This is a genomic window from Kitasatospora sp. CB01950 (genome assembly GCF_001905465.1).
GTDB lineage: Bacteria > Actinomycetota > Actinomycetes > Streptomycetales > Streptomycetaceae > Kitasatospora.
In genome coordinates this window covers 180979-202858 of the sequence record NZ_LISX01000008.1, presented here as the reverse complement: position 1 = coordinate 202858, position 21880 = coordinate 180979, and the positions used below count along the sequence as shown (strand labels likewise).

Below are 21880 nucleotides of genomic sequence, written 5' to 3'. Positions count from 1 at the left end.
TCCGGTTATTACGGCCTCTTCGCGGTGGCGGTTGTCTGTTTGGCGTGATCCCGCCAATCGGCTGGCCTTGTCCACCATCGTGGACAGCTGCTACCCCCGTCCCGCCCCGCGGGTACGGTGGGGTCGTGCCCAAGCCCCTCGCCCTCGACTTCGACCCGATCGCCCGCGCCGACGAGCTCTGGACCCGCCGCTGGGGCAGCGTGCCGTCCATGGCGGCGATCACCTCGGTGATGCGCGCCCACCAGATCCTGCTGGCCCGGGTGGACGCCGTGGTCAAGCCCTACGGCCTGACCTTCGCCCGCTACGAGGCGCTGGTGCTGCTCACCTTCAGCCGCTCCGGCGAACTCCCGCTGTCCAAGATCGGCGAGCGGCTGATGGTGCACCCCACCAGCGTCACCAACACCGTCGACCGCCTGGAGCGGGCCGGCCTGGTCACCCGCCGCCCCAACCCGCTCGACGGGCGCGGCGTCCTCGCCGCCATCACCGAGCGCGGCCGCCAGGTCGTCGAGCAGGCCACCCGCGAGCTGATGGCCGTCGAATTCGGCCTGGAGGGCTACGACGAGGCCGCCTGCCGCGAGGTGTTCGACCTGCTCCGCCCGCTGCGGGTGGCGGCCGGCGACTTCGACCTGCCGCGCCAGGAGGGCCCCGGCCGGGAGCAGCCGTAGGGCCGGTTACCCTCGATGGCATGAAGCAGAGTGTGCTGACCCGCTACCGCGCCATGGCCTACATCACCGGCGTCCTCCTGATCCTGCTCACCGCCGGGGTGATCGCCAAGTACGCCCTCGACATCTCGGGGGCCGCGGGCTTCACCACCGCCGTCGGCATCGCGCACGGCTGGCTGTACGTGATCTACCTGGTGCTCGCCTTCGACCTCGGCACCAAGGCCAAGTGGCCGATCGGCAAGCTCGCCTGGGTCCTGCTGGCCGGCACCATCCCCACCGCCGTGTTCTTCGTCGAGCGCAAGGTCAGCCGCGAGGTCGCCCCGCTGATCGTCGCCGCGGAGCCGACCGCGGCCTGACCTGCCGCGCACCTGCTCTGCCGGGCGCCCCTCCCCCTCGGGAGGGGCGCCCTTCGCGTGTCCGGGGGCGACAGCCATCGACAGGTACTAGGACGTCCGAGTAAATTAGTAGGACATCCAAGTACTTGTGCCGCCCACCCACCGGGGCGGCCGCACGGAGCGGAGTCGGAGCCGATGGACGCCGAGCAGATCGAAGCCGGCCGGCAGCGCTGGCAGCAGCGGTACGACAAGGCGCGCAAGCGCGACGCCGACTTCACCACGCTGAGCGGCGAAACCGTCGAACCCGTCTACGGCCCGCCCGCCGGGCAGGACGTCGAGGGCTTCGAACGCATCGGCTGGCCCGGCGAGTACCCCTACACCCGCGGCCTGCACCCCACCGGCTACCGCGGCCGCGCCTGGACCATCCGCCAGTTCGCCGGCTTCGGCAACGCGCAGCAGACCAACGAGCGCTACCGGATGATCCTCGACGCCGGCGGCGGCGGCCTCTCCGTCGCCTTCGACATGCCGACCCTGATGGGCTACGACTCCGACGACGCCAAGGCGCTCGGCGAGGTCGGCCACTGCGGCGTCGCCATCGACTCCGCCGCCGACATGGAGGTGCTGTTCGCCGACATCCCGCTCGGCGAGGTCACCACCTCGATGACCATCTCCGGCCCCGCCGTCCCGATCTTCTGCATGTACCTGGTCGCCGCCGAACGCCAGGGCGTCGACCCCGCCGTCCTCAACGGCACCCTGCAGACCGACATCTTCAAGGAGTACATCGCGCAGAAGGAGTGGCTCTTCGCCCCCGAGCCGCACCTGCGCCTGATCGGCGACCTGATGGAGCACTGCGCCAAGGGCATCCCCGCCTACAAGCCGCTCTCCGTCTCCGGATACCACATCCGCGAGGCCGGAGCCACCGCCGCCCAGGAACTCGCCTACACCCTCGCCGACGGCCTCGCCTACGTCGAACTCGGCCTCTCCCGCGGCCTCGACGTCGACGTCTTCGCCCCCGGCCTGTCCTTCTTCTTCGACGCCCACCTCGACTTCTTCGAGGAGATCGCCAAGTTCCGCGCCGCCCGCCGCATTTGGGCCCGCTGGATGCGCGACCACTTCGGCGCGAAGACCGAGAAGGCGCAGTGGCTGCGCTTCCACACCCAGACCGCCGGAGTCTCCCTCACCGCCCAGCAGCCCTACAACAACGTGGTCCGCACCGCCGTCGAGGCGCTCTCCGCCGTCCTCGGCGGCACCAACTCGCTGCACACCAACGCCCTCGACGAGACCCTCGCCCTCCCCAGCGAGCAGGCCGCCGAGATCGCGCTGCGCACCCAGCAGGTGATCATGGAGGAGACCGGCGTCACCAACGTCGCCGACCCGCTCGGCGGCTCCTGGTACGTCGAGGCGCTCACCGACAAGATCGAGGCGCAGGTCGAGGAGATCTTCCAGAGGATCCTGGACAAGGGCAGCGCCGAACACCCGATCGGCCCGATGACCGCCGGCATCCTGCGCGGCATCGAGGAGGGCTGGTTCACCGGCGAGATCGCCGAGGCCGCGTTCCGCTACCAGCAGGGCGTGGAGAAGGGCGACAAGCGCGTGGTCGGCGTCAACTGCCACCCCCGCAGCGTCACCCCCGAACTCGAAATCCTCCGGGTCAGCCACGAGGTCGAACGTGAGCAGGTTCGGGTCCTCGCCCACCGCAAGTCGCTCCGCGACGAGACGGCCGTCCGGGCCGGCCTCGACGCGATGCTCGACGCTGCCCGCTCCGGCGCCAACATGATCGAGCCGATGCTCCGGGCGATCCGTGCCGAAGCCACCCTCGGCGAGATCTGCCACGCGCTGCGTGGCGAGTGGGGCACGTACCAGGAGAACGCGAGCTTCTAGGAGGAGCGAGCACAACCAGGGGCGCGGGGAACGGCGCGACAAGCGCACACCACGTCCGCAAGGTCCCCGCGCCCCTGATTGTTCACCGCAGGAGGCCCGGGAAGGGGTTCAGGAGCAGGGTGGTGAAGCGGCGGATCCAGTCCGGGGTGACGGGTTCGCCGCTGACCAGTAGCCGGTGTTCGACGGTGCCGGCGATGGTGTCGAAGATGATGTCGATCTCCTCGTCGGCGGTGGCCGCGTCCCGGTCGGGGTCCATCTCGCCGCGGGCCTGGGCATTGGCCCGGCCGAGCTGGACGAGGACCTTCTGCGGTTGGACGATCCGTTCCCGGATGCGCCGCCGCAGGTGGACGTCGCGGGTGCCCTCGGCGAACAGCGCGAGCAGCGCGGCCTGGGTCTCGGGGCGGGTGAGGAGTTCGGCGAAGCGGGCGACGACGGCCTCGATGTCGGCCTGCAGGCTGCCGCGGTCGGAGCATTCGAGCTGGTCGAAGAGGCTGGCGATGGCGTCGACCACGAGTTCGCTCTTGGACGGCCAGCGCCGGTAGAGGGTGGTCTTGGCGACGCCGGCGCGCTGGGCGACGTCGCCCATGGTGAGCCCGCCCCAGCCGAGTTCGGCGAGCGCCTCGCGGGTGGCGTCCAGGATGGCCTGGTCGGCGGCGGCGCTGCGGGGGCGGCCCTTGCCGCGGGTGGGCGGCGGCGGGGTGGCGGCGGCCGGGTCGGGGTGCTCGGCGGGCTGCCGGGTGGTGGGGGCCACCGCGCCTCCTCAGCGAATTTACTCAGAAGTAACTTGGAGGCCCCACGGTAGCGACCTGCGGCGCTGCCCGACACCCGCCCCGGGTCGGAAAGTGGGACAGCTCACGCTCACGGAGGGCGGTTGGGGCTTGCGGGGGGAGCCCGGGGGGCAGATACGCTACGACCAGTAGCGAAAGAGCGACAACCAATGCGCCCTGCCCTCCGGGATCGGGCGGGCGCGGGGCGCGGGTGGGGATCCGCGTCCGAACGGTCGGGCTCCGCCTGGGGAGGCGGAGGGCCTGCTTTCGGCATTTCCGGGCGGATGGCGTCCGGTACCGGCTCCGGCGGGGGAGGATAGAGCCATGCAGTCACGGAATTCGCGTCTCAACAGCTCCGCCCTGCGTGGTGCGGTGGACCTCGCCGCGGTGAAGGCGGCCGGAGAGGCCGCCCAGAAGGCGGAGCAGACCCGGGCCGAGCGGGCCCGGCAGGCGGCGGCGGGCGAGGCCCCGACGCTCGCGGACTACCCCCTGGTACTGGACGTCACCGAGGACACCTTCGAGTCGGAGGTCGTCCAGCGTTCGGCAGAGGTCCCCGTGGTGGTGGACTTCTGGGCCGAGTGGTGCGGTCCGTGCAAGCAGCTCAGCCCGATCCTGGAGCGCCTCGCCGAGGAGTACGCGGGCCGGATCGTGCTCGCCAAGATCGACGTGGACGCCAACCCGCTGATCGCGCAGCAGTTCGGCATCCAGGGCATCCCGGCCGTGATGGCCGTGGTCGCGGGCCAGCTGGTGCCGCTGTTCCAGGGCGCCGAGAACGAGTCGAACGTCCGCAAGGTGCTCGACCAGCTGATCGCGGTCGCCGAGCAGCGCTTCGGCATCGTCGGCGGCGCCGCGGGCGGGGCCCCCGCCGAGGAGGCTCCGCGGGTGCCGGCCGATCCGGCGCTGGAGGCCGCGCACGAGGCGCTGGACCGGGGCGACCTGGGCGGCGCGGTGCAGGCGTACCAGAACGTGCTGAGCGACCGGCCCGGCCACGTCGAGGCGAAGCTCGGCCTGGCCCAGGCGCAGTTGCTGCAGCGGGTGGAGCAGCTCGACCCGCAGCAGGTCCGCACGGACGCGGCGGCCGACCCGAAGGACGTGCCGGCCCAGCTGCGGGCGGCCGACCTGGACCTGGTCGGCGGTCACGTCGAGGACGCCTTCGGCCGCCTGGTCGGCACCGTGGCGAAGACCTTCGGCGACGACCGGGACGCGGCGCGACTGCGCCTGCTGGAGCTGTTCGAGGTGATCGGCCCGGAGGACCCGCGCACTGTGGCGGCCCGGCAGGCGCTGGCCCGGGTGCTGTTCTGACAGCCGCTCCGAAGGCACTGGGTGACAGGTTCGGTGACCTGCGGTGTCGTCGGCGATTTGGCGACTTTCGCGGCTAAACCGGGTGGGTTTACCAAATCTTGATAACACCCCTTCTCCGTCACGACGAGTGATGGAGAAGGGGTGTTTTTCCTGTGTTTGCCAGGGTCACGGCTCCGGCGGCCTGCGTCTTCCGTCACGCTGCGCAGTCGCGCCTTCGATCCTCTGAGCGAACGCGTTCACTGTTGGATTACCCGTCAGTAACGCACCCCTTGTGCTCCGCCCGGTATTCGAGCACGATCGGCGACGCCCGGTCCCTCCACCGCGAGGGTCCCCACCGGGTGAGGGCAGGGGGGTAACCGCAGATCCCACGCGGCGGTTCCTGGCCTCGGCGGTCGCGCAGCCCGCGCGCCCGCACGGTTGTCGCTCGGGGGTGATCGCCGACGCCGTCCCCACGGCATCAGGCGCTCTCCGCTACCGAGGACGTAGCTCTCTCCCATTTCGGGCCGGACCATGTGCGGGACGCACCGGAACGGCCGGAGATGTACGTCCTAGAAGGAGGACTCGCATGTCCACGTCTTACGGCAAGACCCGCTGGAAGCGCTTCGCCCTGGTGATGGTGCCCAGCCTCGCGGCCACCGCCGCGATCGGCGTCTCCCTGGCCAACTCCGCGCTGGCGGCCTCGTTCTCGGTCTCCGGCCAGCAGTTCAAGGTCACCGTCGACCAGCTGCACGGCGAGAACTTCTCGCAGTTCGGCGGCGTCGACATGGAGGCCAACAAGACCCCGCACCCGGTCGCCATCTCGGCGTTCGACCACGCGACGCTGCAGAACCTGTGCCAGTCGGTCGTCACCGACCTCGGCCCGCTCGGCAAGTGGACCCTGGTCCTCAAGGCCGGCCAGGACAAGAACAACCCGGTCGACGCCCAGCAGCTGCTGATCGACATGAACCAGCTGAACGCCGACGCCGAGTTCCACAGCATCAACATCGGCCAGGACGCCAGCACCCTGCAGGGCTCGGCCGTCAACAAGCTGAAGAGCGACGGCGGCTCGCTGCCGTCCGGCGCGCAGGGCTTCGCGCAGTCCGCCAAGTCCGCGGACCTGGCCCACGTGCAGCAGACCGCCTGGGCCACCTCGGCGGGCACCTTCACCCTCCCGGGCCTGAAGCTGAACATCACCCAGGGCGCCAACGAGTGCTACTAGTCCACAATTGACGGTCCGTCAGACGGGCCGATCGTGGACCACCGGTCCGAGGGGGCGGCAGTACGCCGCTCCCTCGGACCGCACCCCGGCGTACCCGGGGCCATCCGTCTTTCCCCTCGGACCCACCATCGAGGAGTCGCACCATGTCCAGCGCAACCGTCGAAGCCTGGCCCGAGGGCCCGGCCGGTCTGGCCGGCCGAGGTCGCCAGGGGTTCCGCGCCTGGCGGCGGACCCGGCCGTTCTGGGGCGGCCTGCTGGCCGTGATCGCCGGCATCCCGATCCTGTATTTCCCGTACGCCCACCTCAGCCTGGGCGGCCTGACCGTGGCGATGGCGACCACCGCCGGGGCCGGCTCGCTGCTGATCGGCATCCTGATGATGGTGCTCGGCATCACCGTCTGGTTCCAGCCAATGGTGCGGATCTTCTGCGGGGTGGCGACCACCATCCTGGCGCTGATCTCCGTCCCGGTCTCCAACCTTGGCGGCTTCGGCTTCGGCCTGGTCCCCGGTCTGATCGCGGGCGGCCTGCTGGTCTCCTGGGCGCCGCTGCCGGCCCCGGTCGACGGGCCGGAGATCGACGGGACGGCCGCCGCCACGGGCGCCGCGCCGGCCGCGCAGCTGCCCGCGCAGGCCGTCGCCGCTCAGCCGCCCGCGCAGGCCGCCGTCCAGCGGCCGCTGGAGTACGGCGCCGCACCGACACCGGGTCCGGAGGGGGAGCAGCGGTGACCGACTCGCAGAAGCCCGCCGTTCCCGGACCGCGGCACGCGGTGCCACGTGAGGGCGTGCGGTCCCGGCTGCGCGGGCGGGCGCTGGCGATCGCCGCCGTGCCGACCGCGCTGCTGATGGGCGCCGCCTACACGCCGACCATGGCGGCCGCGGCCGACCCGCTGCCCGGCAGCTGCGCGAGCAGCCCGGACACCGTGCTCAAGGAGACGCCCGTCCCGAAGAGCGAGATCAAGGTGCAGCCGGACTCCTCGACGGGCCAGGCCGCGGCCGGGCAGTCCGGGCAGTCCGGGCAGTCCGGGCAGGCTCCGGCGGAGCAGTCCGGGCAGGCTCCGGCGGAGCAGTCCGGGCAGTCCGGGCAGTCCGGGCAGGCTCCGGCGGGCAGTGCCGCCGCGGTGCCGGCGGTGTTCACCGGTTCGACGGGCGTGCAGTCCGCCGCCTACGTGACGCCGAACGACGCCTCCGCGGGCGGCGGGGTGCAGCAGGCCGGGATCGTCGACGACTGGTGGGACAAGCTGACCCACCCGAGTTCGAGCCCGTCGGCGACGCCGAACGCCGGGACCCCGGCGCCCGCCACCACCCCGAGCCCGTCCGCGAGCTCGAAGCCGTCCGACTCCCCGAGCCCCTCGGCGACCGGACGGCCGACCACCGAGGCGCCCGCCACGCCGGAGGCCCCGGCCGCCGACGGGACGGAGGCGCCGACGACCAAGGCTCCGACCACGAAGTCGCCGACCACCAAGGCCCCGGCGCCGTCCGCCTCGGCGTCCGACGACCCGAACTGCCTGGTGAGCACCAAGGGCCTGGCGGCGAAGGCCGCGCCCAAGGGCCATGTGGTGCCGGACCAGAACTGGGTGCTGCACTCGACCCGGCTGGCGCTGCACGGCTCGGTGTTCAACGGCGTCTACGACGTCACCACCGAGAGCGGCACCAAGCGGGTGCTGAAGTTCACCACCGACAGCGTCGACATCGAGAACCTGGACATGTCGACCATTCAGATCCCGGGTCTGACCTTCCACGTGAAGAGCCGCCAGGGATCGACCTCCACCATGCGCAACGGCCCGATCACCATGTACGTGGAGAGCCTGTCCGGGCACCTGGCGGCGGTCTACGGCCTGCCGATACCGATCGACCTGGGCGAGATCACGCTCACCCCCGACACTCTGCCGAAGTGGCTGTGGGACCTGCTGGGCGCGGTCCCGATCCCGCTGGACCTGACCCTCACCGGCGCCAAGGCGGTGCAGGCCGGCCAGTTCGGCGGCGACCTGAACATTCCCGGCATGCGGCTCTTCAACGACAAGGAGCCGTACGACGGTTGAGCCGTCGTCGCAGATGTCGCGCGGACGCCCGCAGGGGCGGGACCCGGTCTCCCGGGTCCCGCCCCTGCGGGTTTTCGCGAGGGCTCAGTGGCCGCCGCGGGTGCCCAGGTGGTGGACCTGGACCATGTTGGTGGTGCCGGGGATGCCGACCGGCACACCGGCGGTGACGATCACGGTGTCGCCCTCGGCGAGGCGGCCCATCTTCAGCAGCTCGCGGTCGACCTGCTCGACCATCGCGTCCGTGGTGGCCACCTGCTCGGTGACGTACGCCTCGACGCCCCAGCTCAGCGAGAGCTGGTTGCGGGTGGCGACGTCCGGGGTGAAGGCGATCACCGGGATCGGCGAGCGGTAGCGGGACAGCCGGCGGGCGGTGTCACCGGACTTGGTGAAGGCGATCAGCGCCTTGCCGTCGAGGAAGTCGCCCAGCTCGGTCGCGGCGCGGGCGACCGAGCCGCCCTGGGTGCGCGGCTTGCGGCCCGGGTTGAGCGGCTGGAGGCCCTGCGAGAGCAGCTCCTCCTCGGCCTTCTCGGCGATCCTGCTCATGGTCTTGACGGTCTCGACCGGGTACTTGCCGACGCTGGACTCGGCGGACAGCATCACCGCGTCCGCGCCGTCCAGGATCGCGTTGGCGACGTCGGAGACCTCGGCGCGGGTCGGACGCGAGGCGTGGATCATCGACTCCATCATCTGGGTCGCGACGATCACCGGCTTGGCGTTCCGGCGGGCCAGGGTGACCAGGCGCTTCTGTACCAGCGGCACCTTCTCCAGCGGGTACTCGACCGCCAGGTCGCCGCGGGCCACCATGATCGCGTCGAAGGCGAGGACGATCTCCTCCATCGCCTCGACGGCCTGCGGCTTCTCGATCTTGGCGATGACCGGCACACGAATGCCGACCTCGTCCATGACCTTGTGGACGTCGTCGATGTCCGCGGCGTTGCGGACGAAGGACAGCGCGACCATGTCGACGCCCAGCCGCAGGGCGAAGCGCAGGTCGTCCTTGTCCTTCTCGGACAGCGCGGGCACGTTGACCGCCGCGCCGGGCAGGTTGATGCCCTTGTTGTTGGAGAGCACACCGCCCTCGACCACCACGGTGCGCACCCGCGGGCCGTCGACGCTGACGACCTCCAGGGCGATGACGCCGTCGTTGATCAGGATCGGGTCGCCGGGCTTCACGTCGCCGGGCAGGCCCTTGTAGGTGGTGCCGCAGATGTACTGGTCACCGGGGACGTCCTCGGTGGTGATGGTGAACGTGTCGCCGTTGTCAACGGTCACCGGGCCGTTGGCGAAAGTCGCCAGACGGATCTTGGGGCCCTGCAGGTCGGCCAGCACGCCGATGGTGCGGCCGGTGTCCTCCGACACCTGACGGACGCGGCGGTACCGGTCCTCGTGCTCGGCGTGGGAGCCGTGGCTCATGTTCAGTCGGGCGACGTTCATGCCCGCTTCGACGATGGCCTTCAGCTGTTCGTAGGAGTCCGTGGCGGGACCCAGGGTGCAGACAATTTTCGCTCGGCGCATATCCGTCAGTCTATCCGTTCGTGTTATCGGTGCATTCGGCTCGAATCGTCAGATATCGCCAACGAACATTCCGAGGGGTGGGATACTGACGGGTAGTCATCCCGCTCCGGTCCTATACCTCATGGACCAGCGCGAACGTCTGCTGGGCGATCTCCAGTTCCTCGTCGGTGGGCACCACGGCGACGGTCACCCGGCCGTAGGTCGGTGAGATCACCCGGGCCTGTCGTGAACGCATCGCGTTCAGCTCCGGCTCCACCGAAATGCCCAGTTCCTCAAGATTGGCACAGACCGCCGCCCGGACCTCCGCGGAGTTCTCCCCGACACCCGCGGTGAACGCCACCGCGTCCACCCGGCCGAGCACCGCGTAGTAGCCGCCCAGGTACCGGCGGATCCGGTGCACGTACGAGTCGAAGGCCAGCCCGGCATCCTCGTCCCCGCCCTGCGCGCGCCGCACCACCTCGCGCATGTCGTTGTCGCCGCACAGGCCGAGCAGGCCGCTGCGGCGGTTCAGCAGGTCGTCGATCTGGTCGATGCTGAGGCCGCCCACCCGGTGCAGGTGGAACACCAGGCCCGGGTCCACGTCACCGGAACGGGTGCCCATCACCAGGCCCTCCAGCGGGGTCAGGCCCATCGAGGTCTCCACGCAGACCCCGCCGGCCACCGCCGAGGCGGACGCGCCGTTGCCCAGGTGCAGCACGATCACGTTCAGCTCGGCCGGGTCGCGGCCCAGCAGCCGGGCGGTGGCCCGGGAGACGTACTGGTGCGAGGTGCCGTGGAAGCCGTAGCGGCGCACCCGGTGCTCGTCGGCGGTCTTCCGGTCGATCGCGTACCGGGCCGCGTACTCCGGCAGGGTGGCGTGGAAGGCGGTGTCGAAGACCGCGACCTGCGGCAGGTCCGGGCGCATCGAGCGGGCCACCTCGATGCCGGTGATGTTCGCCGGGTTGTGCAGCGGCGCCACCGGGATCAGCCGGCGGATCTCCGCCACCACCGCGTCGTTGATCAGCGTCGGCCGGGTGAAGCGCATCCCGCCGTGCACCACCCGGTGGCCGATCGCCGCCAGCTCCGGCGAGTCCAGGCCCATCAGGTCCGCGGCCAGCTCGTCGGCGACGGCCCGCAGCGCCCCGTCGTGGTCGGCGAACCGGCGCACCGACTCGCGCGGCTCCCCGGTCAGCGGCAGGTGCAGCAGTCGGCCGCTGACCTCGCCGATCCGCTCCACCAGGCCGGACGCCAGCCGGGCGCCGTCCAGCATGTCGATCAGCTGGTACTTCACCGAGGACGACCCGGCGTTCAGCACCAGGACGCGGGTACCGGTGGTGGTCACTGCGCGTCTCCCTCGGCGGGCTGGGTCTGGGACTGGATCGCGGTGATCGCCACGGTGTTGACGATGTCCTCGATCAGGGCGCCCCGGGACAGGTCGTTCACCGGCTTGTTCAGGCCCTGCAGCACTGGGCCCACCGCGATCGCGCCGGCCGAGCGCTGCACCGCCTTGTAGGTGTTGTTGCCGGTGTTCAGGTCCGGGAAGATCAGCACGGTGGCCCGGCCCGCCACCGGCGAGCCCGGCAGCTTGGTCGCCGCGACGTGCGCGTCGACCGCCGCGTCGTACTGGATCGGCCCCTCCACCAGCAGGTCCGGGCGCAGCTCGCGGACCAGCTCGGTGGCCTTGCGGACCTTGTCCACGTCCGCGCCCGAGCCCGAGGTGCCGGTCGAGTACGACAGCATCGCCACCCGCGGCTCCACCCCGAACTGGGCGGCGGTCTCCGCGGACTGGATCGCGATGTCGGCGAGCTGCTGGGCGTCCGGGTCCGGGTTGACCGCGCAGTCGCCGTACACCAGCACCTTGTCGGCCAGGCACATGAAGAACACCGAGGAGACGATCGACGCGCCCGGCGAGGTCTTGATCACCTCGAACGCCGGGCGGATGGTCGCCGCCGTCGAGTGCACCGCGCCCGACACCATGCCGTCCGCGATGCCCTCCTGCACCATCAGGGTGCCGAAGTACGAGACGTCGGTGACCACGTCGAGCGCCCGCTCCACCGTCATGCCCTTGTGCGCCCGGGCCTTGGCGTACAGCTCGGCGAAGCGCTGGCGCAGCGGGCTGGCCGCCGGGTCGACGACCCGCAGCCGGGAGCCGGTGTCGCCGGCCTGCGGGAACTCGATGCCGAGGGCGGCGGCCCGGCGGTGCACCGCCTCCGGCTCGCCCAGCAGAGTCAGGTCGCAGATGTTGCGGCGCAGCAGCACCTCGGCGGCGCGCAGCACCCGGTCCTCCGCGCCCTCCGGGAGGACGATGTGGCGGCGCTCGGCGCGGGCCCGCTCCAGCAGCGCGTGCTCGAACATCATCGGGGTCACCCGCTCGGTGCGGGTCAGCTCGATCCGGCTGGTCAACTCGGCGGTGTCGACGTGCAGTTCGAACAGACCGAGGGCGATCTCCGCCTTCCGCGGGTTGCCCGGGCCGATCCGGCCCTCCAGGTGGGTGAGCTGCGCGGCGGTCAGCCAGGAGCCCTCCGTCACCTCCGCCACCGGGGTGCCCGGGGCCAGCCGGGAGGCCAGCGCCATCACGTCCGGGCCGGGGTGCTGGCCGAGCGTCAGCAGGACGCCGGCGATCGGCGGGGAGCCCGCCGCGTGCGCCGCCAGCGAGCCGATCAGCAGGTCCGCCCGGTCGCCGGGGGTCACCACCATCGCGCCCTCGGTCAGCGCGTTCAGGAAGGTCGGCAGCATCGCGCCGCCGAACACGAAGCCCCGCACGTCCCGGGACAGGCCCGCCGTGTCGCCCAGCAGCACCTTGGCGCCGGTCGCCTCGACCAGCTGCGCCACGGTCGGCGCGGCCAGCGCCGGCTCCTCCGGGATCACGTACACGGGGACGGGGAGCTTCTCGGTCAGCGTCCGCTGCACCTGCTGCTTGGCGCCCGGCGCCACCCGGTTGGCGACCATCGCCAGGATCGAGCAGCCGAGGTCGCGGTAGGCCCGGTGGGCGTTGCGGACCTCGGCGATCACCGTCTGCGGGTCGTCGTGCTGGCCGCCGACCACCCCGAGCACGGCCGCCCCGAACTCGTTCGCCAGCCGGGCGTTGAAGGCCAGCTCGTCCGGGATGTTCGTGCCCGAGAAGTCGGTGCCCAGCACCAGGACCGCCTGGCAGCGCCGCTCCAGCTGGTGGAAGCGGTCGACCAGGACGGAGACCAGCTCGTCCTGGCCGCGGGCGGCCTGCAGGGCCGCCGCCTCGTCGTAGCTGAGGCCGTACAGCTCGGTGGTCGGCAGGTCCAGCCGGTACCTGGTGCGCAGCAGCTCGACCACGTGGTCGGCGGCCTGCCCGCCGTCGTCCGCGCTGTGCACCAGCGGGCGGAACACCCCGACCCGGTCCACCTGGCGGGTCAGCAGTTCCATGACCCCGAGTTCCACGACCTGTCGGCCGTCCCCCCGATCGATCCCGGTCACGTACACACTGCTCGCCACGGTGGAACTCTCCGTCCGTCTGTCTCGGGCCAGTCGCCTCGACCATACCTTCGTACGACATTCGGACCGGGGTGCGGCACTGCCGTTCGGGCTGCTCCGGGGTGCCGGAGGTCCTGAACGGACCGTCAGCCGTTCGGGCGAACCGGGCGCAGCCAGACGGTGGCCAGCGGCGGCAGCACCAGTTCCGCCGAGCGCGGCTGGCCGTTCCACTGCGTGCCCTCGGCCTTCACCGGACGGGAGTTGGCGATCCCGCCGCCGCCGTACCGCTCGGCGTCGGTGTTCAGCGCCTCCTCCCACAGCTGGTCGCGGCCCTCCAGCCGCGGCAGGCCGACCCGGAAGCCGTGCCGGACCACGGGGGAGAAGTTGCAGACCGCGACCAGCGGGGAGCCGTCGGCGGCGAACCGGACGAAGGAGAACACGTTGTCGTCGGCCGCGCCGCCGTCCAGCCAGCGGAAACCGGCCGGGACGGTGTCCTGCTCGTACAGCGCGGGAGTGCCGCGGTAGACCCGGTTGAGGTCGCCGACCAGGCGCTGCACCCCGCGGTGGTCGGCGTGCGCCTCCCACCCCTCGTCGAGCACCCACCACTGCGGGCCGCTCTCGTGCTCCCACTCCGCTCCCTGCGCGAACTCCTGTCCCATGAACAGGAGTTGCTTGCCGGGGTGGGCCCACATGTAGCCGAGGTAGGCGCGGTGGTTGGCGCGCTGCTGCCACCAGTCGCCGGGCATCTTGGAGACCAGCGCCTGCTTGCCGTGCACCACTTCGTCGTGCGAGATCGGCAGGATGTAGTTCTCCGAGTACGCGTACACCATCGCGAAGGTCATCTCGTGGTGGTGGTACTTGCGGTGCACCGGCTCCTTGGACATGTAGACCAGCGAGTCGTGCATCCAGCCCATGTTCCACTTCAGGCCGAAGCCCAGGCCGCCGGCGTCGGTGGGGCGGGTGACGCCGTCCCAGGCGGTGGACTCCTCGGCGACCGTCAGTACGCCCGGGCAGCGCCGGTACACCGTCGCGTTCATCTCCTGCAGGAAGGACGCCGCGTCCAGGTTCTCCCGGCCGCCGAACTGATTGGGCGACCAGCCGCCGCCCTCGCGAGAGTAGTCGAGGTAGAGCATCGAGGCGACGGCGTCGACCCGCAGGCCGTCGACGTGGAACTCCTCGCACCAGTACACCGCGTTGGCGACCAGGAAGTTGCGTACCTCGGTGCGGCCGTAGTCGAACTCCAGCGTGCCCCAGTCCGGGTGCTCCGCCCGCTGCGGGTCGGCCGGCTCGTACAGCGGCTCGCCGTCGAAGCGGGCCAGCGCGAAGTCGTCCTTCGGGAAGTGCGCCGGAACCCAGTCGACCAGCACGCCGATGTTGTGCCGGTGCAGCGTGTCGACCAGGTGCCGGAAGTCGTCGGGGGTGCCGAGCCGGGCCGTCGGGGCGTAGAAGCCGGACACCTGGTAGCCCCAGGAGCCGCCGAACGGGTGCTCCATCACCGGCATGAACTCGACGTGGGTGAAGCCGAGTTCGGTCAGGTAGCCGGGCAGTACCTCGGCGATCTGCCGGTAGCTGGTGAGGTCCGGCCGCCAGGACGCGAGGTGCAGCTCGTACACCGACATCGGCGAGCGGTGGTGCACCGTCCGGGCGCGCGCGGCCATCCACTCGGCGTCCTGCCACTCGTACCGGGAGACCGTCACCACCGAGGCGGTGTCCGGCGGGCACTGGGCGGCGCGGGCCAGCGGGTCGGCCTTCTCCGCGATCGCGCCGCCGCGGGTCAGGATCTGGTACTTGTACCGCTCGCCCTCGCCGAGGCCCGGTACGAACAGCTCCCACACGCCGGACGAGCCCAGCGAGCGCATCGGGTGCGCGGTGCCGTCCCAGTGGTTGAACGAGCCGATCAGCCGCACCCCGACGGCGTTCGGCGCCCACACCGCGAACGAGGTGCCCGCCACCCCGTCCACCGTGCGCACGTGCGAGCCGAGCACCGTCCACAGCTGCTCGTGCCGGCCCTCCGAGATCAGATGCAGATCCAACTCGCCGAGCGTCGGGGCGAACCGGTACCCGTCCTCCTGCTCCAGCGGCTGTCCGCCCGGGTACGTCACCTTCAACGTGTAGTCCGGGAACCGTCGGCCGGGCAGCAGGCCGGTGAACAGACCGGCCTGCTGGTGCGTCAACTCGGCCGGGCCGAGCGCCGTCTCCACCACCACCCGCTCGGCGAACGGGCGCAGCACCCGGATCGCGGTGCCCGTAGGCAGCGCGTGCGCGCCCAGCAGGGCGTGCGGGTCGTGGTGCGCGCCGGAGACCAGGCGGTCCACCTCGCCGGGCGGCAGCGGCGCCTCCGGCAGGCGCAGCGCCGCGCCCGGGACCGGCCGGGCGGGCGCCGGGCGGGACTTCGCCGGACGCTCGACGGCCGGCCTCCTCGCCGCCGGGCTCTTCGCGGCCGGGCTCTGCGGCGCCGCCCCGGACGGCCGCGCGGGCTTCGCCGGGGGCTGCCAGCCGGCCCCTCTGACGCGCTCGCCGTTCCGGAAGGTGGCCGGGACGGCCGGTTGGCGGTCGGACGGGTCGAGCGGACCGAGCGGGGTCACGGTGGAGGCCTCCTGGATTCCTGCGAACGGGTCGGGGTTACTGCCGGGAGAGCGGGCCGCCCGGCCCAGGAGGCCGGGCGGGCGAACGGACGGTCAGACGGAGTGGGCCAGGCGGTTGATCGCGGCCAGCGGGATCGGCAGCCAGCTCGGCCGGTGCCGCGCCTCGTACACCACCTCGTACACGGCCTTGTCGATCTCCAGGGCGCGCATCAGCTCCGGGGACGCCGACGGGTCGGCGCCGCCGCCCGCCGTGTACCCGGCGCAGTACGCGGCCCGGTTGCGGGCCGCCCAGGCCGAGGCCAGGTGGGCCAGCTGCGGGTCCGGCGCGGGGGCGCCGGCCAGCAGGTGCGCGGCCGCGTAGTCGAAGGAACGGAGCATCGCGGCGACGTCCCGCAGCGCGGGCTGCGGCAGGCGGCGCTCGGCCAGCGGCTTGGCCGGCTCGCCCTCGAAGTCCAGCAGCACCCAACCCTGCGGGGTGCGCATCGCCTGGCCCAGGTGCAGGTCGCCGTGGATGCGCTGGACCGGCAGCCCGTCCAGGTGGGCGGAGGTCAGCTGCTGGAACGCCGAGCGCAGTGCGGAGCGGTAGCGCAGCAGGCCGGGCACCGCGGTGACCGCAGCGTCCAGCCGGTCGGCCATCGCGCCGGCCAGTTCGGCGATCCGCGGCGCGTCGAGGCGGGTGGTGGGCATCGAGCGGGCCAGCACCCGGTGCACCTCGGCGGTGGCCCGGCCCAGCCGGTGCGCCTCGATCGCGAAGTTGCCCGGCGACGGGTCGCCCTTCAGCCGGGCGACCTGGTCGAGCGCCAGCTCCCAGCCGTCCTCGGCGTCCGGCAGGTAGCGCTGCAACAGGCCCAGGGTGGCGGGCTCGGAGCGCTCCAGCCGGCATTCGAACCAGGCGGCGACCCGGGGGATGCGGGTCGAGCCGGCCCGGGACAGCGCCAGCGACAGTTCCAGGTCGGGGTTGGTCCCGGGACTGATCCGGCGGAACAGCTTCAGGATGAACGCGGTGTCGTAGATCACCGAGGAGTTGGACTGCTCCGCGGTGGACGCCCGGCCCGGGATGTTGCCGGGCAGGCCCGGGCCCGGGGTGCGGCGGAAACAGAGCGAACCGAACCGGTCGCCGGTGGCCAGGTGCTCCAGCAGGCGGCCCGTCAGCTCCGGGTCGTGCACCGCGTCGTACAGCACCGCGCCGTCGTAGGTGCCGCCCGCCAGTCGGCCCAGCACCGCCCGCTGCCCGACCGCCGCGGGCCGCTCCGAGCGGATGCCCAGCAGCAGCTGGTACACGTCGCCGGGGCCGGAGGCCGCGCCGCCGTGCTCCACCCGCAGCAGCAGGTGCAGCAGCGCCGGATCGCCCACCTGGAGGGGGGTGCCGATCACCGGCACGAGCGCGGCGATCGGCCGGCCCTTTCCGGCGTACCAGCGCTGGGTGGGAAGCCATTCGGCGATCAGCGGCAGGGCCGCCTGGACCAGCTCGCTGACTCCCGCGGCGGTTCTCCGGGCCCCCGGCGCCCGCGTCCCGACCGGCCCGGGGGCGGCGGACGGATCACGGTGCAGGTGGGCTTGAGAACGGGAGGTTTCGGACATGACTCCCTTTCCCCGGAAGCGGGCGACTGCCCGACGGGTCGTGGCCGGGCCCTTCACTCTTCCGGATTTCGACGGCGCGGCGGCGACGGCACGCGAGCCGCGGGCTCGGTGTCACGCCTTCGTGTGGATGGCCGTTGGGCTGTTCTCCGTACGCGGTGGTGCGAAGACCTCCGGGGGCGCGCGGAACGATTCGCGCGCCCGCGGAAGGGGTGTCCCGATCGGGGCCTGCGGGATCTTCGGTGCACGGGCGTGCAGCCCCTGCCGCTACTTGGCCCCGGACGCCTTCGCCGGGGACTGGCGCAGCTGGAACCAGTAGAAGCCATGGCCGGCCAGCGTCAACAGGTACGGCCACTCGCCGATGGTGGGGAAACGCACGCCGCCGATCAGCTCGACCGGGTACCGCCCCCCGTACTGCCGCAGGTCCAGTTCGGTCGGCTGCGCGAACCGCGAGAAGTTGTTCACGCACATGACCAGGTCGCCCTCGTACTCGCGCACGAAGGCCAGCACCGCGGGGTTGCTGGAGGGCAGCTCGGTGTAGCTGCCGAGGCCGAACGCGGGATTGAGCTTGCGGATCTCGATCATGCGACGCGTCCAGTGCAGCAGCGAACTCGAACTGCTTTGCTGCGCTTCGACGTTGGTCACCTGATAGCCGTACACCGGGTCCATGATGGGTGGCAGACTGAGCCTGCCCGGGTCGGCCGAGGAGAAACCCGCATTGCGGTCCGGCGTCCACTGCATCGGGGTGCGGACGCCGTCGCGGTCGCCGAGCCAGATGTTGTCGCCCATGCCGATCTCGTCGCCGTAGTACAGCACCGGGCTTCCGGGCAGCGAGAGCAGCAGCGCGGTGAACAGTTCGACCTGGTTGCGGTCGTTCTCCAGCAGCGGGGAGAGCCGGCGGCGGATGCCCACGTTGGCCCGCATCCGCGGGTCCTTCGCGTACTCCGCGTACATGTAGTCGCGCTCCTCGTCGGTGACCATCTCCAGGGTCAGCTCGTCGTGGTTGCGCAGGAAGATGCCCCACTGGCAGCCGGACGGGATCTCCGGGGTCTTCGCCAGGATCTCGGAGACCGGGTAGCGGGACTCCCGGCGGACCGCCATGAAGATCCGCGGCATCACCGGGAAGTGGAACGCCATGTGGCACTCGTCGCCGCCGGAGCCGAAGTCGCCGAAGTAGTCGACCACGTCCTCCGGCCACTGGTTGGCCTCTGCCAGCAGCACGGTGTCCGGGTAGTTGGCGTCGATCTCCTTGCGGGCCCGGCGCAGGAAGTCGTGGGTCTCCGGCAGGTTCTCGCAGTTGGTGCCCTCGCGGGCGTACAGGTACGGCACCGCGTCCAGTCGGAAGCCGTCGATGCCGAGGTCCAGCCAGAACCGCAGCGCCGCCATCACCTCCTCCTGCACCCGCGGATTGTCGTAGTTGAGATCCGGCTGGTGGCTGAAGAAGCGGTGCCAGTAGTACTGCTTGCGGACCGGGTCGTACGTCCAGTTGGAGCTCTCGGTGTCGACGAAGATGATGCGGGCGTCCGGGTACTGCTTGTTGTCGTCGGCCCACATGTAGAAGTCGCCGTACGGGCCCTCCGGGTCGCTGCGGGAGGCCTGGAACCACGCGTGCTGGTCGCTGGTGTGGTTCACCACGAAGTCGATGATCACCCGCATGCCGCGGGCGTGCGCCGCGTCGACGAACTCCACGAAGTCGGCCAGGTTGCCGAACTCCGGGAGCACCGACTGGTAGTCCGAGACGTCGTAACCGCCGTCCCGCAGCGGGGAGTTCATGAACGGGGGGAGCCAGAGGCAGTCCACACCCAGCCACTGGAGGTAGTCGAGCCGCGAGGTGAGCCCCTTGAGGTCTCCGACGCCGTCGCCGTTGCTGTCCTGGAACGACCGCACCAGGACCTCGTAGAAGACCGCGCGTTTGAACCACTCGGGGTCGCGGTCCCGGGCGGGGGTGTCGGCGAAGGTGTCGGGGACGGGCTCGTTGACTGTCACTGCGGGTTCCTCCGAACCGTGAGGAGGTGGGCCGGCCCGGTAGAGGGATCGAGCCGGACGTAGTTGTGACGGCCCCAGGCGTACGTCGCGCCGGTCAGCTCGTCGTGCACCGTCAGCGGCCCCGGCACGTCGAGCGTGACGGTGGCCTCCTGGACGTGGTGCGGGTCCAGGTTGACCACGCAGATCACCCGGTCTTCCAGGCCGTCCTCGGTGACGGCGCTCTTCGAGAACGCGATGATCCACTCGTTGTCGACGGGGTGGAAGCACAGGTCCCGCAGCTGCTGGAGCGCGGGGTGCCGGCGGCGCAGCCGGTTCAGGGCGGTGAGCAGCGGCGCGAGGGAGTCCGGGCGGGTCCAGTCGCGGGGGCGCAGCTCGTACTTCTCCGAGTGCAGGTACTCCTCCGAGCCGGGCTTCGCGGGCTCGTTCTCGAACAGCTCGAAGCCCGCGTACACCCCGAAGGTCGGCGACAGCGTCGCCGCCAGCACGGCGCGCACCGCGAACGCCGCCGGGCCGCCGGTCTGCAGGTACTCGGGCAGGATGTCCGGGGTGTTGGCGAAGAAGTTCGGCCGCATCCAGGCGGCGGCCTCGCCGGTCAGCCCGCTCAGGTACTCGGTGAGCTCGGCCTTGTCGTTGCGCCAGGTGAAGTACGTGTAGGACTGGTGGAAGCCGACTTTGCCGAGGGTGTTCATCATCGCCGGGCGGGTGAATGCCTCGGCGAGGAAGATCACGTCGGGGTCGGTGCGGGCGATGTCCGCGAGCACCTTCTCCCAGAAGTTGACCGGCTTGGTGTGCGGGTTGTCGACGCGGAAGATCCGCACCCCGTGGCCCATCCAGAAGCGCAGGATTCGCACCGTCTCGCGGACGATGCCGTCGAAGTCCTGGTCGAAGTTGACCGGGTAGATGTCCTGGTACTTCTTCGGCGGGTTCTCGGCGTACGCGATGGTGCCGTCCGCGCGGTGGCTGAACCACTCGGGGTGCTTGTGCACCCACGGGTGGTCCGGCGAGCACTGCAGGGCGAAGTCCAGGGCCACTTCGAGGCCCAGCGCGCCGGCCTCCGCGACGAAGTGGTCGAAGTCCTCGATGGTGCCGAGGTCGGGGTGGACGGCGTCGTGGCCGCCCTCCGGGGAGCCGATCGCCCACGGCGAGCCGACATCCTGCGGACCGGCCGTCAGGGAGTTGTCCGGACCCTTGCGATGGGCCCGGCCGATCGGGTGGATCGGCGGCAGGTAGACCACGTCGAAGCCCATCGCGGCGACCGCGGGCAGGCGTTCGGCGGCCGTCCGGAAGGTGCCGGAGACCGGCGGTTGCACGCCGCTCGGGTCCACCACCGCGCCCTCCGAGCGCGGGAAGAACTCGTACCAGGCGCCGAACAGCGCCCGCTTGCGGTCCACCTGGAGCGGCTGCGGACGGGTCGCCGAGAGCAGCTCGCGCAGCGGGAAGCGGTCCAGCAGCGCCGTCACCTCCGGCACCAGCGCCGCCGCGTAGCGGCTCAGCGGCGGCAGGCCGGCGTCGCGCAGCGCGTCCACCGCGGCCAGCACCTGGGCCCGGCCCTCCTTCTTCGGCACCCCGGCCGCCGCGCGTTCCAGCAGCTGGGCGCCCTCCTCCAGCACCAGCGCGGTGTCGATCCCGGCCGGCAGCTTCACCGCGGCGTGCTTGCGCCAGGTCGCCACCGGGTCGCTCCACGCCTCCACCAGGTACGACCAGCGGCCCGTCGCGGTCGGCGTCACGTACGCGCCCCAGCGGTCGCTGCCCTCGGACAGCTCGCGCATCGGCGTCCACGGGCCGGAGCGGCCGCGCGGATCGCGCAGCACCACATTGGCCCCCACCGCGTCGTGGCCCTCGCGGAACACCGTCGCGGAGACCAGGAAGCGTTCGCCCTCCACGGCCTTGGCCGGACGCCGGCCGGCGTCGACGAGCGGGGTCACGTCAAGCACGGGGATGCGGCCGATCACGGTGTCGCTCTCTGTCGTCGTGCGGGCGGTGCGGGCCGGCCGGGCGGCCGGGGACTTGCGGGGGGAGGAGGTGGTGCCGGCGGTGGGCGCAGTGGGTGCGGTGGCCGAAGGCGCGCCGGTCGGCGGGGCCGCGGCGGACCTGACGGTGGTGGTCCGTTTCGACGCGGCCTTGCGCGGGGCGGCCGCACGCTTCGCGGCCGGTGCGGCCGCCCGCCTGCGGGCCGCCGCGGTGCGCGGGGCCGGCACCGGGGGCTCCCCGGTCGACGGTCCGTCAGGGGTGTGGTCCGTCGGTACCGTGGACTGGTCCCGCGTGTCGCCGTGCATGCCAAGCTCCTGCCCGAGATCGGCGGCAGCTCTGCCCGGCGGGCGACGCCGGGAGAGTACCGGGAGGACTACTGGGTGAGGAAGGACGTGCGGCCCGAACCGGCCCCGTGTCGACGGACCCGGCAAACCCCGCCCGCCGACCGCCGCAGCGAGCCCGCCGCGTCGAAGAGCGCACATACCCCGGCGCGCGCCGCTCGGTGCACGCCCTCGCATGACCCAACCCACCGGGGAACGACCGGTCGGAGCACAAGGACACGCGAAGGCACGGCGACAGGGGCCGAATGGGCTAAGGGGTGTGAGGGCACGTCAAAACCGGACCTGCACCGGCCGG

At 71.8% G+C, this 21880-nt stretch carries 15 protein-coding genes; 7 read left to right on the top strand and 8 right to left on the bottom strand.

Annotation, left to right across the window (positions count from 1 at the left end):
• Nucleotides 1-125 precede the first annotated feature (125 nt).
• The 3 genes from AMK19_RS21350 to AMK19_RS21340 all read left to right on the top strand — a co-directional run bounded on the left by AMK19_RS21350 (nucleotide 126) and on the right by AMK19_RS21340 (nucleotide 2878).
• Nucleotides 126-665, top strand: coding sequence for a MarR family winged helix-turn-helix transcriptional regulator (locus tag AMK19_RS21350; protein WP_073814163.1), 540 nt, complete (start codon nucleotides 126-128; stop codon nucleotides 663-665).
• Between the two features lie 20 nt (nucleotides 666-685).
• A complete protein-coding gene (locus AMK19_RS21345) occupies nucleotides 686-1018 on the top strand; it encodes a DUF3817 domain-containing protein (RefSeq protein ID WP_073814161.1) in 333 nt (110 codons plus the stop codon).
• Between the two features lie 174 nt (nucleotides 1019-1192).
• Nucleotides 1193-2878, top strand: coding sequence for an acyl-CoA mutase large subunit family protein (locus tag AMK19_RS21340; RefSeq protein ID WP_073814159.1), 1686 nt, complete (start codon nucleotides 1193-1195; stop codon nucleotides 2876-2878).
• Nucleotides 2879-2960: 82 nt separating this feature from the next.
• Here AMK19_RS21340 and AMK19_RS21335 read toward each other — a convergent pair whose 3' ends face one another.
• On the bottom strand, nucleotides 2961-3629 hold the full coding sequence (locus tag AMK19_RS21335; protein ID WP_083647162.1) for a TetR/AcrR family transcriptional regulator: 669 nt from the start codon (nucleotides 3627-3629) through the stop codon (nucleotides 2961-2963).
• A 340-nt stretch (nucleotides 3630-3969) separates the two neighbouring features.
• Between AMK19_RS21335 and AMK19_RS21330 the strand changes: the two genes are divergently transcribed.
• The 4 genes from AMK19_RS21330 to AMK19_RS21315 all read left to right on the top strand — a co-directional run bounded on the left by AMK19_RS21330 (nucleotide 3970) and on the right by AMK19_RS21315 (nucleotide 8183).
• Nucleotides 3970-4947: a tetratricopeptide repeat protein gene (locus AMK19_RS21330; RefSeq protein WP_073814157.1), complete on the top strand. Its 978-nt coding sequence runs from the start codon at nucleotides 3970-3972 to the stop codon at nucleotides 4945-4947.
• A 565-nt stretch (nucleotides 4948-5512) separates the two neighbouring features.
• Nucleotides 5513-6145, top strand: a complete 633-nt coding sequence (locus AMK19_RS21325) for a DUF6230 family protein (protein ID WP_073814155.1) — start codon at nucleotides 5513-5515, stop codon at nucleotides 6143-6145.
• A 143-nt stretch (nucleotides 6146-6288) separates the two neighbouring features.
• Nucleotides 6289-6870, top strand: coding sequence for a DUF6114 domain-containing protein (locus AMK19_RS21320; protein WP_073814153.1), 582 nt, complete (start codon nucleotides 6289-6291; stop codon nucleotides 6868-6870).
• Nucleotides 6867-8183, top strand: coding sequence for a hypothetical protein (locus tag AMK19_RS21315; protein ID WP_073814151.1), 1317 nt, complete (start codon nucleotides 6867-6869; stop codon nucleotides 8181-8183). Before AMK19_RS21320 ends, AMK19_RS21315 begins: the two co-directional genes overlap by 4 nt.
• An 84-nt stretch (nucleotides 8184-8267) precedes the next feature.
• Here the strand turns inward: AMK19_RS21315 and pyk are convergent, their stop codons facing one another.
• The 7 genes from pyk to AMK19_RS21280 form a co-directional block, all read right to left on the bottom strand.
• Entirely contained in the window at nucleotides 8268-9698 is a 1431-nt protein-coding gene (pyk, locus tag AMK19_RS21310; RefSeq protein ID WP_073814149.1) for a pyruvate kinase, read from the bottom strand.
• A 112-nt stretch (nucleotides 9699-9810) separates the two neighbouring features.
• Nucleotides 9811-11019: an acetate kinase gene (locus tag AMK19_RS21305; protein ID WP_073814147.1), complete on the bottom strand. Its 1209-nt coding sequence runs from the start codon at nucleotides 11017-11019 to the stop codon at nucleotides 9811-9813.
• A complete protein-coding gene (gene pta / locus AMK19_RS21300; RefSeq protein WP_073814145.1) occupies nucleotides 11016-13145 on the bottom strand; it encodes a phosphate acetyltransferase in 2130 nt (709 codons plus the stop codon). Before pta ends, AMK19_RS21305 begins: the two co-directional genes overlap by 4 nt.
• A 125-nt stretch (nucleotides 13146-13270) precedes the next feature.
• The gene (glgB, locus tag AMK19_RS21295; protein WP_073814143.1) at nucleotides 13271-15709 is read right to left on the bottom strand and encodes a 1,4-alpha-glucan branching protein GlgB; all 2439 of its coding nucleotides are present in this window, start codon (nucleotides 15707-15709) and stop codon (nucleotides 13271-13273) included.
• Nucleotides 15710-15802: 93 nt separating this feature from the next.
• The gene (locus tag AMK19_RS21290) at nucleotides 15803-17290 is read right to left on the bottom strand and encodes a maltokinase N-terminal cap-like domain-containing protein (RefSeq protein ID WP_073814141.1); all 1488 of its coding nucleotides are present in this window, start codon (nucleotides 17288-17290) and stop codon (nucleotides 15803-15805) included.
• A gap of 264 nt (nucleotides 17291-17554) precedes the next feature.
• Nucleotides 17555-19273 carry a maltose alpha-D-glucosyltransferase gene (gene treS, locus AMK19_RS21285; protein ID WP_073814139.1) on the bottom strand — a complete coding sequence of 573 codons (1719 nt, stop codon included), beginning with the start codon at nucleotides 19271-19273 and terminating at the stop codon, nucleotides 17555-17557.
• On the bottom strand, nucleotides 19270-21225 hold the full coding sequence (locus AMK19_RS21280) for an alpha-1,4-glucan--maltose-1-phosphate maltosyltransferase (protein ID WP_073814494.1): 1956 nt from the start codon (nucleotides 21223-21225) through the stop codon (nucleotides 19270-19272). Before AMK19_RS21280 ends, treS begins: the two co-directional genes overlap by 4 nt.
• Nucleotides 21226-21880: the final 655 nt, after the last annotated feature.

Excerpts from the sequence above, each read along its gene's own strand:
- AMK19_RS21340 (WP_073814159.1), top strand. The coding sequence starts at position 1,193 with ATGGACGCCGAGCAGATCGAAGCCGGCCGGCAGCGCTGGCAGCAGCGG.
- AMK19_RS21345 (WP_073814161.1), top strand. The coding sequence starts at position 686 with ATGAAGCAGAGTGTGCTGACCCGCTACCGCGCCATGGCCTACATCACC.
- AMK19_RS21290 (WP_073814141.1), bottom strand. The coding sequence starts at position 17,290 with ATGTCCGAAACCTCCCGTTCTCAAGCCCACCTGCACCGTGATCCGTCC.
- pyk (WP_073814149.1), bottom strand. The coding sequence starts at position 9,698 with ATGCGCCGAGCGAAAATTGTCTGCACCCTGGGTCCCGCCACGGACTCC.
- AMK19_RS21325 (WP_073814155.1), top strand. The coding sequence starts at position 5,513 with ATGTCCACGTCTTACGGCAAGACCCGCTGGAAGCGCTTCGCCCTGGTG.
- AMK19_RS21330 (WP_073814157.1), top strand. The coding sequence starts at position 3,970 with ATGCAGTCACGGAATTCGCGTCTCAACAGCTCCGCCCTGCGTGGTGCG.
- AMK19_RS21320 (WP_073814153.1), top strand. The coding sequence starts at position 6,289 with ATGTCCAGCGCAACCGTCGAAGCCTGGCCCGAGGGCCCGGCCGGTCTG.